The following is a 16,039-nucleotide window of genomic DNA, read 5'->3' on the forward strand; positions in this document are numbered from 1 at the left end:
AGCCCCAAACCGGCTCCGCGCACCGCAGCAGCGCTGGCCGCGGCCTAGTCCTGCGCGGGCTGGGTCGGCGCGCCCTGCGAGAAGACCGTGTAGCGCGACGCCGACCAGGCCGGCGCCCCCGCGACCGGTTCCAGCCGCACCCGCACCGAGGTCTGGCCTGCCGTCGCCGAGGCCGGGATGTCGAAACTGTCCTCCAGCCACCGCGAATGCGTGTTGCCCAGCGGCTGGTACCACTCGCCGACGAGCCGGTCGTTCACGAACACCCGCGCGTGCTGGAACGCCTGGGCCTGGTCGGAAACCCGGTGCAACCGCAAGCCGCCGTTGGACTGGTCCACCCGCGCGGTGAACGTGACCGGCTGGGTGGTGGCCGTCGTGGTCCCGGTGACCGGCGTGCGGTCCCGCTTGCCCTCGAACGTCGACGTCAGCGACTCGCGCGTTTCGCCCGGCGCCGAATACCCGTGCTGCGACCGGCTTGCGTCGTCGCCGACCTCGACCACGTCGCTCTGGCTCATCGACGGCGTGCTCTGCCCGTACCAGTACGCGGTCGAGCTGTAGTCGGCAGGCATCGACGACCGGTCGCCGTGCTCGATGTCGAACTCGATGCCGTTGCCGAACGGCACCCCGTCGCCGATCATCAGCCGGTAGGCGTTGAGGCACACGTACTGGCAGCCGTCGCTCGCGTCCTCCCGGCTGACCAGCCCCGCCTGCGGCATCGCGTACGGCACGCCCTCGACCCCGCCGTCGCGGCCGTCCTGGAAGTACCAGCCGGACTCGTAGAAGTCCTCGGACCCGGTGCCGTGGATCGCCGGGCTGGCCGAGCCGTTCGGGTACATCCGCTCGTCGCCTTCGAGGTAGTTCAGCTGGTTCTGCCCCGGCGGGATGCCGCCGCGCATGCTGGAGGTGACCCCGTAGAACACGCCCCGCCCTTGCGCGGTGAGGAAGTTCCAGTCCTGACCGGACACCGTCGCGGCCCGGTGGTGGGTCGCGTGGAAGTAGCCGAGGGTGCCGTCCCGCAGGCCCGCGGCCACGCCCGAGTCCGGCGCCGATGTCACCTCCAGGCTGCCCCCGGTGACCGGCACGCCCGAGGTGTTGACCAGTTCCGCCACCGCGCTGCGGGCGTACGGCATCGGCCACCACGCCGTGAACGCGCCGTTCTCCGTGGTGTCGATGGCGTGCAGCAGCGTCCGCGACGCGTACTTGCCGAGCCCGGAGCCGAAGAACTCCCCGACCGGGGCGTCGACCGTGGTCTGCCCGTCGAAGGTCAGCCGCAGCCGCAGGCCCTCCAGCACCGCCTCGGACGCCGTGGCCTGCCCGGGGTCGGCCGGGTAGCGGAAACGCCGCAGCCCTGCCCACCGCTCACCGTCCACCCGGTACCCGTGCACGGCCTCTTCGTTGGGGTGGTTGTGGCCGAGGTCGAGCACGTCGGTGCGCACCCACTGCCCGCCGACCTTGCTGTGCACCTCGTAGCGGAACTCGTTGACGTCCTCGGCTGAGGACACGAACCTGGTCGCGACCTGCACCTGCGACCGGTTGCGGGTCAGGTCCGCGGGCACCTCGACGACCTGGTCCAGCCAGCCGCCCCCGGCGCGGGCCGGACCGCTGTAGAACTGGCCGGCCGGACGCCCGCCGACCAGCAGGTCCGCGCGTTGTTCGCCGATGCCGGCGTCGACGCGGCGGGTGATCCGCACGCCGTCGTTCTCCGGGGCCACGGTCGCGGTGAACGAGCTGCCGCCCGCGCCGTACGCGCGGCCGTCGTCGGACAGCCCGGGGGCCGCGATGACCTGCGGCAACCGGAGGTTGAGCTGTGTGATGCGCCGCGCGCCGGACGGCAACGGAATCGAGGCCGCGGACCCGGCAGGCACGTCGACCGCGGCCGACTGGACCCGCGCCCCTGGCGCCGCCGGTTTCGGGTCGCGCACGCCGAACCCGCGCAGGCGCTGGATGACGTCCGTGGCCTTGTCGGCCGGGTTGAACGTGCGCACCCCCGCCGCGTCGGCGAACTGCCGGTAGGTGACGTGGTAGAAGTGCGGGTTGTTCTGGGTGGTGATCCGCATCGAGGTCGTGTACGGCATCGGCACCTTGATCGCCGCGCCGCCCATGGTGTCGGCCGAGTTCCCCACCAGCGGCCACACGAACGGCGCGCCCTGCGCGCCGTTCACGATGTCCTGCAACGAACCCTGCAGCACGACCTTGCCGTCCAGTTCGATCTTGATCCGCCCGATCGCGGCGACCGACGTCGACTCGTAGGTGAACCAGATCGAGGACACCTCGCCCGGCCCGCGCGCGTCGGCGAGCAGGCAGTCCCCGTTGGCCTCCTCGCGCAGGCACGAGTAGGTGCCGACGAAGCCGTCGTCGTTGTTGCCCGCCCGGTCGAAACTGGAGAACTGCTTGACCTGCTCACCGGGCCGCATCCGGGCGAGCCCGTCGATCGATCGGTAGACGTCCCAGCCAACGGGTCCCTTGTCGCTCGCCCCGGGAGCAGGCGCCGCACCGGCGGGAACACCGACGACGAGCGCGAGAACCAGCCCGAGCACGACGATCACGGAGCGGTTTTTGGGCGCGACGAAGGAACTTTCGGGCACAGTGGGGACCCCCAGCCTGGACGGACCGCCGCGCCGGAGCGCGAGTAATCGTTTTCTGAACTTAGCGCCTGGTGGCTTCAGTGTGTCTAGCGCCACATGGGTGGTTACGGATCAGACACTGAGGGTTATTGCCGGGCAGGAGTGATCGAAACGGACACTTTCGAGGGAAGTGGGTGTCAAAACCCGGGCGCGGGGGAGGTCTGGGGCGTTGGTCGGCGTCGTTGCGTTGCCGTGCGCCCGACCCGCGGTGGTTTGCTAGGCCTCCTGGCGGAGGCGCTGGCTGATCACCTTCGTGATGCCGTCGCCCTGCATGCTGACCCCGTAGAGGGCGTCCGCGATCTCCATCGTCGGCTTCTGGTGCGTGATGATGATCAGCTGCGAGGACTCCCGCAGCTGCTCCAGCAGGCCGATCAGGCGCCGCATGTTGGTGTCGTCCAGCGCGGCCTCGACCTCGTCCATCACGTAGAACGGCGAGGGGCGCGCGCGGAAGATCGCGACCAGCATCGCGACCGCGACCAGCGACTTCTCGCCACCGGACAGCAGCGACAGGCGCTTGACCTTCTTGCCCGGCGGGCGCGCCTCGACGTCCACGCCGGTCGCGAGCATGTCGTCCGGCTCGGTCAGCACCATCCGGCCGTCGCCGCCGGGGAAGAGCACCGAGAACACCGTCTCGAACTCGCGGGCGACGTCGTGGTAGGCGGACGTGAAGACCTCGAGGATCTTGTCGTCCACCTCCTTGATGACCGTGAGCAGGTCCTTGCGCGTGGCCTTCAGGTCTTCCAGCTGGGTGGACAGGAACTTGTACCGTTCCTCCAGCGCGGCGAACTCCTCCAGCGCCAGCGGGTTGACCTTGCCCAGCGTCGCGAGGTCCCGTTCGGCCCGCTTCGCGCGCCGCTCCTGGGTGCTGCGGTCGTACGGGATCGACGGCGGGGCGCTGACCTGCTCGCCGTTCGCCTTGGCCTCCTCGTACTCGGCCATCTCCTGCGCGCTCGGCGGCACGGGCACGTCCGGGCCGTACTCGGCGACCAGGTCCTCCAGGCCGATGCCGAAGTCCTCGGCGATCTTCGTCTCCAGCTGCTCCAGCCGCAGTCGCTGCTCGGCGCGCAACACCTCGTCCCGGTGCACCGCGTCGGTCAGCTTCTCCAGCTCGTGGGTCAGCTCGCGAACCTTGTTGCGCACCTGGGTGAGCGCGGCCTCGCGCTGCTGGCGCACGGCCTGGGCTTCGTCGCGCTCGGCGGCGGCCCGCTGCACCGACAGCTCGATCCGCTCCAGCGCCAGCTCACCCGCGTCGACCACGGCCGCGGCGATTTCCGCGCCACGGGCCCGCGCCGCCCGCGCCTTCTCGGCCCGCTCCCGCGCCGCGCGCTCCGCGTGCGCGGCCCGGCGCAGCGAGTCCGCGCGGCCGGCGATGCTGCGTGCCCGCTCCTCGGAGGTCCGCAGCGCCAGCCGCGACTCGACCTCCTCCTGGCGCACCGCCGCCAGCCGCTCCGCGGCCTCGTCGCGGGCGCTCGTGTCGGGGTCCTCGTCCACCGGCTGCTCGGCGACCGCGGCCAGCCGCTCCTCCAGCTCCGCCAGGCTGGCCAGCGCCTGCTCACGGCTGGCCTCGACCTTCGCGCGCTGGTCCCGCAGCCGCGTCACCTCGGCCTCGGCGGACCGCGCGGCCTGCTGCAGCCGGTTCAGCCGCTCCGACGACCTGGCCTTGCGGACCTTCGCCTCGGACAGCGCTTCCTTCGCCTGGGCCACCTCTTCGCGCCGGGCCTGCTGCTCGGCGCGGGCGCCCTCCAGCTCGGCGGCCGTCTGCTCCAGGCGGCGTTCCGCGGCCATCAGCCGGTCGCGCGCCTCGTCGACCGCGGCCTGCACCTCGATGACGCTCTCGCTGCGGCCGGAACCGCCGACGGCCCAGTGCGAACCGAACACGTCGCCCTCGGCGGTCACGGCGCTGACCTCCGGGTGCGCCGCGACCAGCTGCCGCGCCGTCTCCAGGGTGTCCACGACCGCGATCCGGTCCAGCGCGCGCTCCACCGCGGGACGCAGCGGCTCCGGCGCGGTGACGACGTCCCGGGCCCAGCGCGCGCCGTCCGGCAGCGACGGCCAAGCCGAGGTGTCCACTGTGTACGGAGCGCCGCCGAGCAGCACCCCGGCGCGGCCGGAGTCGTTGTCCTTCAAGAACTTCAGCGCCGCGATCGCCTCGTCGCCACCCTGCACCGCGACCGCGTCGGCGACCGGGCCGAGCGCCGCGGCGAGCGCGACCTCGTAGCCGGTCTCGACCGACAGCAGCGCGGCGACCGAGCCGAGCAGCCCGGGCAGCTGGTCGCTCGCGCCGAGCAGCTCACCGGCGCCGTCCTTGCGCCGCAGCCCCATCGACAGTGCGTCCACGCGCGCCTTCTCCGACGCGATCTCGCGCTCGGCCTGCCGCTCGGCCTTGACCAGCTCCTCGACCCGGGCCTTGGCGGCCTGGTTGGCCTGCACCGCGCGGTCGTGCCGGTCCTGCAGGTCGGCGTCGTCGGACTCCTCGACCCCGCCCTCGGCCCTGGCCTCCTCCAGCTCCTCGACCGCCAGCTCGGCACGCGCCGCGGCCTCGTCGATGGCCGCGGTGAGGCGGTCGATCTCGTCCGAGGTCGCGCTGTTCTTGCTGCGCAGCGCCTCGACCTGGCCGGTGAGCTTCGCCAGGCCTTCGCGCCGGTCGGCGATCGCGCGCACCGCGGCCATGTGGGCCTTCTCCGCGGCCTGGACCTCGTGCTCCAGCTCCTCGCGGCGCAGCACGGCCTCGGCGAGCGTCTCGCGGGCGATCATCACCGCTTCGTTCAGCTCGGCCTCGCGCTCGGCGACCTGCTCGGCCTCGGCCAGCAGCTCCTCCGGGTCGCGGCCGCCCGTCGAGGTCTCGACGTCGGCGGACAGATGCCGCTGCCGCTCCACCGCCAGCCGCACCGTGCCGCGCAGCCGCTCGCCGAGCGCGGACAGCTTGAACCAGGTGTCCTGCGCGGCGTTGAGGCGCGGCGCGTCCTCCGCGACCATCGCCTCCAGCTGGGCCTCTTCGGCGCCGGCGAGTTCGAGCGCCTGCTCCACCTCGGCGCGGCGGGCGCGCGCGGCGTTCTCGTCCGCCTCCTCGCGCGCGATCGCCTCGCGCTGGGTCACCAGGTCGTCGGCCAGCAGCCGCAGCCGCGAGTCCCGCAGTTCGGCCTGCACGGCCTGCGCCTTGCGGGCGATCTCGGCCTGCTTGCCCAGCGGCTTGAGCTGGCGGCGCAGCTCGGCGGTCAGGTCGTTGAGGCGGTCCAGGTTCGCCTGCATCGCGGTGAGCTTGCGCAGCGCCTTTTCCTTGCGCTTGCGGTGCTTGAGCACACCCGCGGCCTCCTCGATGAAGGCGCGGCGCTCCTCCGGCTTCGACTCCAGGATCTGCGCCAGCTGCCCCTGGCCGACGATGACGTGCATCTCGCGGCCGATGCCGGAGTCCGACAGCAGCTCCTGGATGTCCAGCAGGCGGCACGAGCTGCCGTTGATCTCGTACTCGCTGGCGCCGTCGCGGAACATCCGGCGCGTGATCGAGACCTCGCTGTACTCGATCGGCAGTGCGCCGTCGGCGTTGTCGATGGTCAGCGTGACCTCGGCGCGGCCCAGCGGGGCGCGGCCGGAGGTGCCGGCGAAGATGACGTCCTCCATCTTGCCGCCGCGCAGGTCCTTCGCGCCCTGCGTGCCCATCACCCACCGCAGCGCGTCGAGCACGTTCGACTTCCCCGACCCGTTCGGGCCGACGACGCAGGTGATGCCCGGTTCGAACCGCAAGGTGGTAGCCGAGGCGAAGGACTTGAAGCCCTTCAGCGTCAAGCTCTTGAGATGCACGTGGCGGGACCCTTCAACGCCTGGGTGATCCACGGAGTCTATCGGGGGCGGGTGGGCGTCCCGGTCATGCCCGTGGGCGTGTTGTCCCCGGGAGTCCCACTGTGCTCAGCCGCCCCAGGTGTCACTCCTCGACGAAGCCGTCCAGCCCGCCCTGCGCCGGCGACCAGTGCTCGACGACTTGATCCACACGACCGGGTGATGATGTTGAGCGAAGGGTGTCAAGTAGCTGCTGACAGTTGTCCCGACTACCCTCCGCCAATACCCGAACACGCCCGTCGTCGAGGTTGCGCGCACTGCCGACCAGGCCGAGCTCCAGCGCCCTGCACCTGGTCCACCAGCGGAAACCCACTCCCTGAACCCGTCCGCCGACCCACGCCGTGAGCCGGACGGCGTCCTTTTCACCCGTCACGTCCCCTATCCTGCCGGAAGCTTTCCGAATGCGGAGGGTGATCATGCCGGTGCTCCTGGACAGATCGGTATTCACTCCCAGTGCTAATCTCCCCGGCAGGCGCCACCATTCGGGCTCACCCGTCCGGATGTGCTCAAGCCGGTTTCCCCGCCAGTCAAGGAGCGTCAAATGGCCCACATGGGTCGTCGGACCGAGGTGTCCCCGCCACGCGACTCCGCCTCGCGCAGCCAGCGCAGCGGCTACGTGCTGCTCGCGGTCAGCGGCGTCGTGCTCGCCACCGCGTTCGGCGGACTGGCCACGATCATCGCACCGGGCGGCTCGCCGAAGGTCGCGGTGCCGGGGGGCACCAACTCGACGTCGGGGGCGCAGCTCATCCCCGGCGACGCGGCGCCCGGCCAGACGCCGGTGACCGTCGACGGTGTGGCGATCCCCGCGGGCACCCGCACGGCCGTGGTGACCACCAACCCGGACGGGACGCAGGTCGTGACGCTGGTGCCGGCCGAGGGCTCCGGCGAGGCGCCGATAGTGCTGCCGCCCGGCACGCCGCTGCCGCCCGGCACGGTCATCCCGCCCGGCACCACGCTCCCGCCGGGCACCACGACCACTCCCCCGCGCAGCGACACCACCGCGACGCGAACCACGCCTACGCAGCCGCCCACCAGCACGTCAACGAGCACGCCGTCGTCGTCCTCGAGCAGCGAGACATCGACCAGCACGCCGACCGAAAGCCCGACGCAACCACCGTCGGACTCAACCACCAACGACAGCACGACTCCGAGCGGGCAGGCCTGATCGCCGTCGGCTGACCAGCCGCGTCACCAGCGCGATCACCGACAGCAGCGGGATCGGAAAGCCCAGCACCAGGCCGATCCCGGCGTCGGCGAGCGGGGCGCACACCGCGGCGGCGAACACCCACACCGGACCGGTCTGCGGTTTCGCGGCACCGGCCCAGGGCGTGCGCTTCCACGGTTTCGCTACCGACAGCCAGGCCTGGAACGCGATCGCGCTCACCATGAGCACGGTGCCGGCGACGAGACCCCACGGCGCGGGTGACGGATCCCCTGCCAGGGCCGCCTGTTCGGCGTCCGCCAGGGCCGGGGACAGCACGATGATGGCGACGTTGAACTGCACCACGGTGATCGTGAACTTGCCGAACACCCACCAGTGCCGGAAGAACCCCCACGGCGTCGCGGCCGCGAGCAGGAACCCGGTGAACGCGGACGCGTTGGCCAGCGGGGCGAGCAGGTGCAGGTCGATGGCGTGGGCCATGGACATCGCGCTCGCCCGGCGGCCGGGATCCCCGCCCGAGCCGATCAGCATGAGCACGAACAACGTGAGCGCCTCGGCCATCCAGCCGACGGACGTGATGATGTGCAACCAGACGGCCGCGTGCCGCCAACTCTTGAGCATGCTTCCGAGGCTGCCGCCCGGGAAAGCCGCCCACATCGGGCGACGCCCGGATCTCTGCCCTGGTACGGAAGTCGCCGGATGTTGACAGGGCGGATCACCCTCGGGCGACCGCTCCGGGCGACAAGTCAGCCACTCCGGGCGGCGACTTGGCCACCCCAGGGCGGCGGGGCCGCGCCGCCGGCGGGGGTCACACGCCGGCGGGCGCTGCCGGGCGGCAGGCCCCGCGGAGCGGCGCCGGGATCAGGCCTCGAAGCGGTACCCCATCCCGGGCTCGGTGATCAGGTGCCTCGGCCGGGACGGCTCCCGCTCCAGTTTCCGCCGCAGCTGCGCCAGGTAGACCCGCAGGTAGTGGGACTCGTTCTCGTACCCCGGACCCCACACCTCCCGCAGCAGCTGCTTCTGCGCCACCAACCGGCCGCGGTTGCGCACCAGCAGCTCCAGCACCCCCCACTCGGTCTTCGTCAGGTGCACCTCGACCCCGTCGCGGTGCACCTTCTTCGCCAGCAGGTCCAGCGTGAACGACTCGGTCTCGATCAGCGCCTCGCCCTCCGCGGGCGGCACCGCGGAGCGCCGCATGGCCGCGCGCAGCCTGGCGAGCAGCTCGTCCATCCCGAACGGCTTCGTCACGTAATCATCCGCGCCCAGGTCGAGCGCCTTGACCTTGTCGGGCGACTCGCCGCGCGCGGACAACACGATGATCGGCACCGTGGTCCACCCGCGTAGCCCGGTGATCACGTCCGTGCCGTCGATGTCCGGCAACCCCAGGTCCAGCACCACGACGTCCGGCTTCGTGTCGGCCACCGCCCGCAGCGCCGCCGCCCCGTCGTGCGCCGTCACCACCTTGTACCCGCGCGCGGTCAGGTTGATCCGCAGCGCGCGCACGATCTGCGGCTCGTCGTCGACCACCAGTACCGTGCCGGTCTGCTCGGTCACGGAGCCACCTCCTTCAGCACCACCGGCACCACGTCGGGAGCCTGGCACGCCTTGAGCGCCACCACCACTGTGAGCCCGCCACCGGGCGTGTCCTCCGCCCGGATCGTGCCGCCCATGGCCTCGGTGAATCCTTTCGCGACGGACAACCCGAGCCCGACCCCGGGCGTCGCGTCCCGGTCCCCGAGCCTTTGAAATGGCGCGAACGCCGCCTCCGCCATCCCCTTCTTCAAGCCGCGCCCGTGGTCCACGATCCGCAGCTCGACCCACTCCGCGTACGCCGAACCCCGCACCGCCACCGGACCGCCGCCGTGCCGCAACGCGTTGTCCAGCACGTTCGCGATCACCCGCTCCAGCAGCCCGGGATCGGCCATCACCGCGGGCAGCCGCTCGTCCACCTCGACCGCGACCGACTCCGAACCGTCCACATTCGACAGCGCGTGCGCCACCACCTCGTCGTACCCCACCGGCCGCAGGTGCGTCCGCACCGCCCCGGCCGCCAGCCGCGACGAGTCGAGCAGGTTGTTCACCAGCCGGGCGAGCCGGTCGGTCGACTCCTCCGCCGCCTCCAGCAGCTCCTCGGTGTCCTCCGGCGACAGGTCGATGTCCTGCGCCCGCAGGCTCCCGATCGCGGCCTTGATCGAGGTCAACGGCGTGCGCAGGTCGTGGCCCAGCGCGGACAGCAACGCCGTGCGCAGCTGGGTCGCCTCGGCCTGGCGCTCGGCTTCCGCCTGTGCGGCCGCCATCCGCTGCTGCCGCAACGCGAGCAGCGCCTGCCCGGCCGCCGCCTCCAGCGCGCGCCGGTCCGCCGCGGGCAACGCCCGGCCCCGCAACGTCAGGTGCACGTCCGCGGTGACCGGGATGTCCACATCGGCTTCGTCCGGCTTGCCGCACGGGTTGACGCCGGCGTGCTCGGCCACCTGCCAGTTCCCGTCGCGCTTTTCCAGCAGCACCACGCATTCCATGCCGAAGTTCTCGCGCACCTTCTCCAGCAGCCGCGGCAATGGCTCGGCGTTGGTCAGCACCGTGCGCGCGTAGGACGCCAGCAACGCCGCCTCCGTGCGCGCCTGCGCCGCCTGGGTGGCCCGCCGCGCCGCCCGGTCCACGACCAGCGCGACCAGCACCCCGACCAGGACCATCGCGACCAGGGTGATCACGTTGCTCTGCGCGTGCACGGTCAGCGTGTAGAGCGGTTCGGTGAAGAAGAAGTTCAGCAACCCGGCCGACAGCAGCGCCGCCACCAGCGCCGGTCCCAGCCCGCCGACCAGCGCGACCACCACCGTGGCGAGGAAGTAGTCGACCACGTCGGTGGAGAAGTCCAGCTCCCGGCGCAGCAGCACCCCGGTCAGCGTGGCCAGGGCGGGCGCGAGGAACGCCAGCACCCAGCCGGCCAGCAGCCGCGACGGCGCCAGCGGGCTGCGCCTGCCCAGCCACGACCGCAGCCGTCCGCCCGCCTCGTCGTGGGTCACCATGTGCACGTCGATCTGCCCGGACCGCTGCACCACCGTCGCGCCGATGCCCTCGTCGAACAGCCGCGCGACACGCGACCGCCGGGACGTGCCCAGCACGAGCTGCGTCGCGTTGACGCCGCGCGCGAAGTCCAGCAGCGCGGTCGGCACGTCGTCGCCGACGACGGTGTGGAACGTGCCGCCCAGCTGGTCGGTGAGCTTGCGGTACCGGCCGGTCTCGACGTGCCCGAGCGCGGACAGCCCGTCGCCGCGCAGGACGTGCAGCACCAGCAGCTCCGCTCCGGCCCTGGTGGCGATGCGGCTGCCGCGCCGGATCAGCGTCTCGCTCTCCGGGCCGCCGGTGATCGCGACGACCACCCGCTCCCGCGTCTCCCACGTGTCGGTGATGCGCTGCTCGGCGCGGTAGCGCTGCAACGCCACGTCCACCTGGTCGGCCACCCACAGCAGCGCCAGCTCGCGCAGGGCGGTGAGGTTGCCGGTGCGGAAGTAGTTGCCCAGCGCGGCGTCGATCCGCTCCGCCGGGTAGACGTTGCCGTGCGCGAGCCGCCGCCGCAGCGCCTCCGGCGTGATGTCGACCAGCTCCACCTGCTCGGCCCGGCGCACGACGTCGTCGGGCACGGTCTCCTGCTGCGCGACGCCGGTGATGCGCTCCACGACGTCGCTCAGGCTCTCCAGGTGCTGCACGTTCACGGTCGACAGCACGTCGATCCCGGCGGCGAGCAGCTCCTCGATGTCCTGCCAGCGCTTCTCGTTGCGCGAGCCGGGCACGTTGGTGTGCGCCAGCTCGTCCACAATGGCCACCTCGGGGGCGCGGGCGAGCACCGCGTCCACGTCCAGCTCCTCGAAGTCGCGGCCGCGGTAGGTCATCCGCCGCCGCGGCACCGCCTCGATGCCCTCCAGCAGCGCCGCTGTCTTCGCCCGGCCGTGGGTCTCGACCAGCCCGGCGACCACGTCGGTGCCGCGGTCGAGGCGGCGCCGCGCCTCGCCCAGCATGGCGTAGGTCTTGCCGACGCCGGGCGCCGCGCCGAGGTAGATGCGCAGCTCTCCCCGGCGCGGCGGTTCCTTCTCCACGTCCACGCTTTCAGTGTGCTCCTGCCGACTGGACGGCGAGGTTGAGTTCGAGCACGTTCACCCCGGGGACGCCGATGCCGTGACCGGTCGTGTTCGCCTCGACCAGCCGGCGGACGCGGTCCTCGGTCAGCCCCGTGTTGCGCGCCACCCGCGGCACCTGCAGGTCGGCGTAGGCGACGCTGATGGTCGGGTCGAGGCCCGACCCCGAGGCCGTGACCGCGTCCGCGGGCACCGCGTCCGGCGAGACGCCCTCGCGCTGTGCGATGGCCGCCCTGCGCTCCTCGACGGCCGCGACCAGGTCGGAGTTGAACCCGCCCTTGTTCGACCCGCCGGACACCGACGGGTCACCGGTCGCGGACGGCCGGGTGTGGAAGTACGGGTCGTGCGCCGGGTCGGCCGGGACCGGGTCGATCCCGATCAGCGACGAGCCCACGACCTGCCCGTTCGCCGTCACGAGCGACCCCTCGGCGTTGTCGTGCAGCCCCGGGATCCGGGACACCGCCCACACGCCCAGCGGGTAGACCACCCCGAGCAGCACCGTGAACACCAGCAGCACCCGCAGGCCGGCGCCGGTCTGCTTCAGCAGATTCTTGATCATGACTACCCGATTCCTGGGATGAAACGGACGACGAGGTCGATGAGCCAGATGCCGAGGAACGGCGTCGCGATGCCGCCGACCCCGTAGACCAGCAGGTTGCGCCGCAGCAGCGCGGACGCGCTGGACGGCTGGTACCGCACGCCCCGCAGCGCGAGCGGGATCAGCACCACGATGATCAGCGCGTTGAAGATCACCGCGGACAGGATCGCCGACCGCGGGGTCGCCAGGTGCAGGATGTTCAGCGCGGCCAGCTGCGGGAAGATCGCCACGAACATGGCGGGCAGGATCGCGAAGTACTTCGCGAGGTCGTTGGCGATGCTGAACGTCGTCAGCGCGCCGCGGGTGATCAGCAGCTGCTTGCCGATCTCCACGATCTCGATCAGCTTCGTCGGGTCCGAGTCGAGGTCGACCATGTTGCCGGCCTCCTTCGCGGCCGACGTGCCGGTGTTCATCGCGACCCCGACGTCGGACGCGGCCAGCGCGGGTGCGTCGTTGGTGCCGTCGCCGGTCATCGCGACCAGGCGGCCGCCCTCCTGCTCGCGGTGGATGAGCGCCATCTTGTCCTCGGGCTTGGCCTCGGCGAGGTAGTCGTCGACGCCGGCGTCCTCGGCGATGGCCTTCGCGGTGCGCGGGTTGTCGCCGGTGATCATCACCGTCTTGATGCCCATCCGGCGCAGCTCGGCGAACCGTTCCCGCATGCCCGGCTTGACGACGTCGGACAGCCGGATCACGCCACGAACGAACGCGCGCCCGCCGGTCAGCTCGGCGACCACCAGCGGGGTGCCGCCCTGTTCGCTGATCTCGTCGACGATCCGCTCGGTCTCGTCCGGGAAGTCGCCGCCGTGCTCCCGCACCCACTCGCGGACGGCGCTCGCCGCGCCCTTGCGGACCTGACGGCCCGGCAGGTCGACGCCGCTCATCCGGGTCTGCGCGGTGAACGGGACGAACTCGCCGCCGCCGGGAACCGTGGTGCCCTCGGTCAGCTCGACGACGCTGCGGCCCTCCGGGGTGCCGTCCGCGAGGCTGGACAGCCGGGCGGCCTCGGCCAGCTGGTGCCGGTCCGTCGAGCCGACCGGGATCAGCTCGGTCGCCCGCCGGTTGCCGAAGGTGATCGTGCCGGTCTTGTCCAGCAGCAGCGTCGACACGTCACCGGCGGCCTCGACCGCGCGGCCGGACGTGGCGAGCACGTTGCGCTGAACCAGCCGGTCCATCCCGGCGATGCCGATCGCCGACAGCAGCGCGCCGATCGTCGTCGGGATGAGGCACACCAGCAGCGCGGTCAGCACGATCACCGACTGCTCGCTGCCGGAGTAGGCGGCCATCGGCTGCAGCGCCACGACGGCGAGCAGGAAGATGATCGTCAGCGTGGACAGCAGGATCGTCAGGGCGACCTCGTTCGGGGTCTTCTGCCGTGACGCGCCCTCCACCAGCGCGATCATCCGGTCCACGAAGGACTCGCCGGGTTTGGTGGTGATCCGGACGACGATCCGGTCGCTCAGCACCGTCGTGCCGCCGGTGACGGCCGAGCGGTCGCCGCCGGATTCGCGGATCACCGGCGCGGATTCCCCGGTGATGGCCGATTCGTCGACCGTCGCGATGCCCTCGACCACGTCGCCGTCGCCGGGGATGGTCTCGCCAGCCTCGACGACCACCAGGTCGCCCACCCGCAGTTCGACGCCCGGCACGCGTTCCTCGCCGTCCGGGGTGAGCCGCCGCGCGACGGTCTCCTTCTTGGTGCGGCGCAACGACTCCGCCTGCGCCTTGCCGCGCCCCTCGGCGACGGCCTCGGCCAGGTTCGCGAACACGACCGTGAACCACAGCCACACCGCGATCAGGATCGTGAACACGCTCGGGTCGGTGACCGCGAAGACCGTGGTGAGCACCGAGCCCACCCACACCACGAACATGACCGGGTTGCGGACCTGGTGCCGCGGGTGGAGCTTGCGCAGCGCGTCGGGCAGCGAGGTCAGCAGCTGCCGTCCGTTGAACACGCCCGCGCCGACGCGAGCCGGCGTTTCGACGGGCCGGTCTTGGGTGATGGTCATGCCATGGCCTCCGCGATGGGACCGAGCGCGAGCGCCGGGACGAACGTCAGCGCCGCGACGAGCAGGATGGTTCCGGCGAGCACGGAGCCGAACAGCGGCCCGGTCGTCGGCAGGGTGCCCGCGGTCTCCGGCACCTTCTTCTGCGCGGCCAGCGAACCGGCCAGGCACAGGACCGCGATGATCGGCACGAACCGGCCGATCAGCATCGCCACCGACAGCGAGGACTGGAACCAGCCGTCCGTCACTGTGATGCCGGCGAAGGCGCTGCCGTTGTTGTTGCCGGTGGAGGCGTACGCGTAGAGCACTTCGGACAGTCCGTGCGCCCCGCTGTTGCCCAGCGCGCCCGCGGTGCCCGGCATGAGCAGGGCCGCGCCGGCGCCGAGCAGGACGACCGCGGGCATCGCCAGCATCGCGATCGCGGCGGCGGTGACCTCGCGCTTGCCGAGCTTCTTGCCCAGGTATTCCGGGGTGCGGCCGACCATCAGGCCGGCCAGGAACATCGCGATGATCGCCATCACCAGGATGCCGTACAGACCGGTGCCGACACCGCCCGGCGAGACCTCGCCGAACAGCATGTGCAGCAGGGTCATGCCGCCGCCGAGGCCGCTGTAGCTGTCGTGCAACGAGTTCACCGCGCCCGTCGAGGTGCCGGTGGTGCTGGTGGCGAACAGCGACGACGCGCCGATGCCGAACCGCTGCTCCTTGCCCTCCAGGTTCGCGCCCGCCAGCAACGCCGCGGGGCCGTTGGGGTGCGATTCGGCCCACCAGGTCACCGCGAGCACGAACGTCCACAGCAGACCCACCACCGACAGCAGGACGTACCCCTGCTTGGGATTGCCGACGAGCCTGCCGAACGTCCGGGTCAGCGACACCGGGATCACCAGGATCAGGAAGATCTCGATCAGGTCGGTCCAGACGTTCGGGTTCTCGAACGGGTGCGCGGAGTTGGCGTTGAAGATGCCGCCGCCGTTGGTGCCGAGTTCCTTGATGACCTCCTGGCTCGCCGTGGGCGCCATCGAGATGGTGCTCTGCGTGCCGTCCAGGCCGGTCACCGTGACGCCGGCGCGGAGGCTCTGCGTGACGCCCAGCGCGATCAGCACGATCGCGAACACGACCGACAGCGGCAGCAGGATCCGCACGGTGCCGCGGGTGAGATCGACCCAGAAGTTGCCGAGCCGGTCGGTCCTGGACCTCGTGAACCCGCGGACCAGCGCCATCGCGACCGACAGGCCGACCGCCGCGGACAGGAAGTTCTGCACCGTCAGCCCGGCCATCTGGACGAGGTGGCCCATGGTCGTCTCGGGCACGTAGGACTGCCAGTTCGTGTTGGTCACGAAACTGACCGCCGTGTTGAACGCGACGCCCGGATCGACCGCGCCGCGGCCGAGACTCAGCGGCAGGACGGACTGCAGGCGCTGCAGCAGGTACAGGAAGACGATGGACACCAGCGAGAACCCGAGCACGCCCAGCGCGTAGGTGGGCCAGCGCTGTTCGGAGGACGGGTCCACCCGGAACGCGCGGTACAGGCCGCGCTCCAGCTTGAGGTGCTTCTCGCTGGTGAACACGCGCGCCATGTAGTCGCCCAGCGGTTTGTGGACCAGGGCGAGCGCGGCGACGAGGATGCCGACCGTGACCAGGCCGGAGGCGAGGTCCGACATCAGGCCCTCCTGTCGCCCGACCGCCACCCC

10 protein-coding genes are annotated in these 16,039 nt (G+C 71.8%); all 10 read right to left on the reverse strand.

What is annotated here, in order from left to right; all coding sequences use genetic code 11:
- Positions 1–44: 44 nt before the first annotated feature.
- A complete protein-coding gene (locus AMYTH_RS0120200; RefSeq protein WP_027931844.1) occupies positions 45–2,543 on the reverse strand; it encodes a glycoside hydrolase family 172 protein in 2,499 nt (832 codons plus the stop codon).
- A 294-nt stretch (positions 2,544–2,837) separates the two neighbouring features.
- Positions 2,838–6,419 (reverse strand): chromosome segregation protein SMC, encoded by a 3,582-nt coding sequence (gene smc, locus AMYTH_RS0120205; protein ID WP_027931845.1) that lies wholly within the window; start codon positions 6,417–6,419, stop codon positions 2,838–2,840.
- Between the two features lie 121 nt (positions 6,420–6,540).
- Entirely contained in the window at positions 6,541–6,873 is a 333-nt protein-coding gene (locus AMYTH_RS0120210) for an acylphosphatase (protein WP_051362761.1), read from the reverse strand.
- A gap of 194 nt (positions 6,874–7,067) precedes the next feature.
- Complete coding sequence (locus AMYTH_RS0120215) at positions 7,068–7,586, reverse strand: hypothetical protein (RefSeq protein WP_157360633.1); 519 nt, start codon at positions 7,584–7,586, stop codon at positions 7,068–7,070.
- Positions 7,579–8,238, reverse strand: coding sequence for a hypothetical protein (locus AMYTH_RS0120220; protein WP_027931848.1), 660 nt, complete (start codon positions 8,236–8,238; stop codon positions 7,579–7,581). Before AMYTH_RS0120220 ends, AMYTH_RS0120215 begins: the two co-directional genes overlap by 8 nt.
- A gap of 240 nt (positions 8,239–8,478) precedes the next feature.
- Positions 8,479–9,171: a response regulator gene (locus tag AMYTH_RS0120225; protein WP_027931849.1), complete on the reverse strand. Its 693-nt coding sequence runs from the start codon at positions 9,169–9,171 to the stop codon at positions 8,479–8,481.
- Positions 9,168–11,714, reverse strand: a complete 2,547-nt coding sequence (locus AMYTH_RS45340) for a sensor histidine kinase (RefSeq protein WP_084022635.1) — start codon at positions 11,712–11,714, stop codon at positions 9,168–9,170. The genes AMYTH_RS0120225 and AMYTH_RS45340 overlap by 4 nt, the downstream gene beginning before the upstream one ends.
- Positions 11,715–11,718: 4 nt before the next feature.
- On the reverse strand, positions 11,719–12,306 hold the full coding sequence (locus AMYTH_RS0120235; protein ID WP_027931850.1) for a potassium-transporting ATPase subunit C: 588 nt from the start codon (positions 12,304–12,306) through the stop codon (positions 11,719–11,721).
- Between the two features lie 2 nt (positions 12,307–12,308).
- A complete protein-coding gene (gene kdpB / locus AMYTH_RS0120240; protein ID WP_027931851.1) occupies positions 12,309–14,351 on the reverse strand; it encodes a potassium-transporting ATPase subunit KdpB in 2,043 nt (680 codons plus the stop codon).
- Positions 14,348–16,009 carry a potassium-transporting ATPase subunit KdpA gene (gene kdpA / locus AMYTH_RS0120245; protein ID WP_027931852.1) on the reverse strand — a complete coding sequence of 554 codons (1,662 nt, stop codon included), beginning with the start codon at positions 16,007–16,009 and terminating at the stop codon, positions 14,348–14,350. The genes kdpB and kdpA overlap by 4 nt, the downstream gene beginning before the upstream one ends.
- Positions 16,010–16,039: the final 30 nt, after the last annotated feature.

Source organism: Amycolatopsis thermoflava N1165, from assembly GCF_000473265.1.
GTDB lineage: Bacteria > Actinomycetota > Actinomycetes > Mycobacteriales > Pseudonocardiaceae > Amycolatopsis_E > Amycolatopsis_E thermoflava.

Bases quoted from the DNA above. Each gene is read 5' to 3' on its own strand.
- AMYTH_RS0120210 (WP_051362761.1), bottom strand. From the start codon at position 6,873: ATGATCACCCTCCGCATTCGGAAAGCTTCCGGCAGGATAGGGGACGTG.
- AMYTH_RS0120220 (WP_027931848.1), bottom strand. From the start codon at position 8,238: ATGCTCAAGAGTTGGCGGCACGCGGCCGTCTGGTTGCACATCATCACG.
- AMYTH_RS0120235 (WP_027931850.1), bottom strand. From the start codon at position 12,306: ATGATCAAGAATCTGCTGAAGCAGACCGGCGCCGGCCTGCGGGTGCTG.
- kdpB (WP_027931851.1), bottom strand. From the start codon at position 14,351: ATGACCATCACCCAAGACCGGCCCGTCGAAACGCCGGCTCGCGTCGGC.
- kdpA (WP_027931852.1), bottom strand. From the start codon at position 16,009: ATGTCGGACCTCGCCTCCGGCCTGGTCACGGTCGGCATCCTCGTCGCC.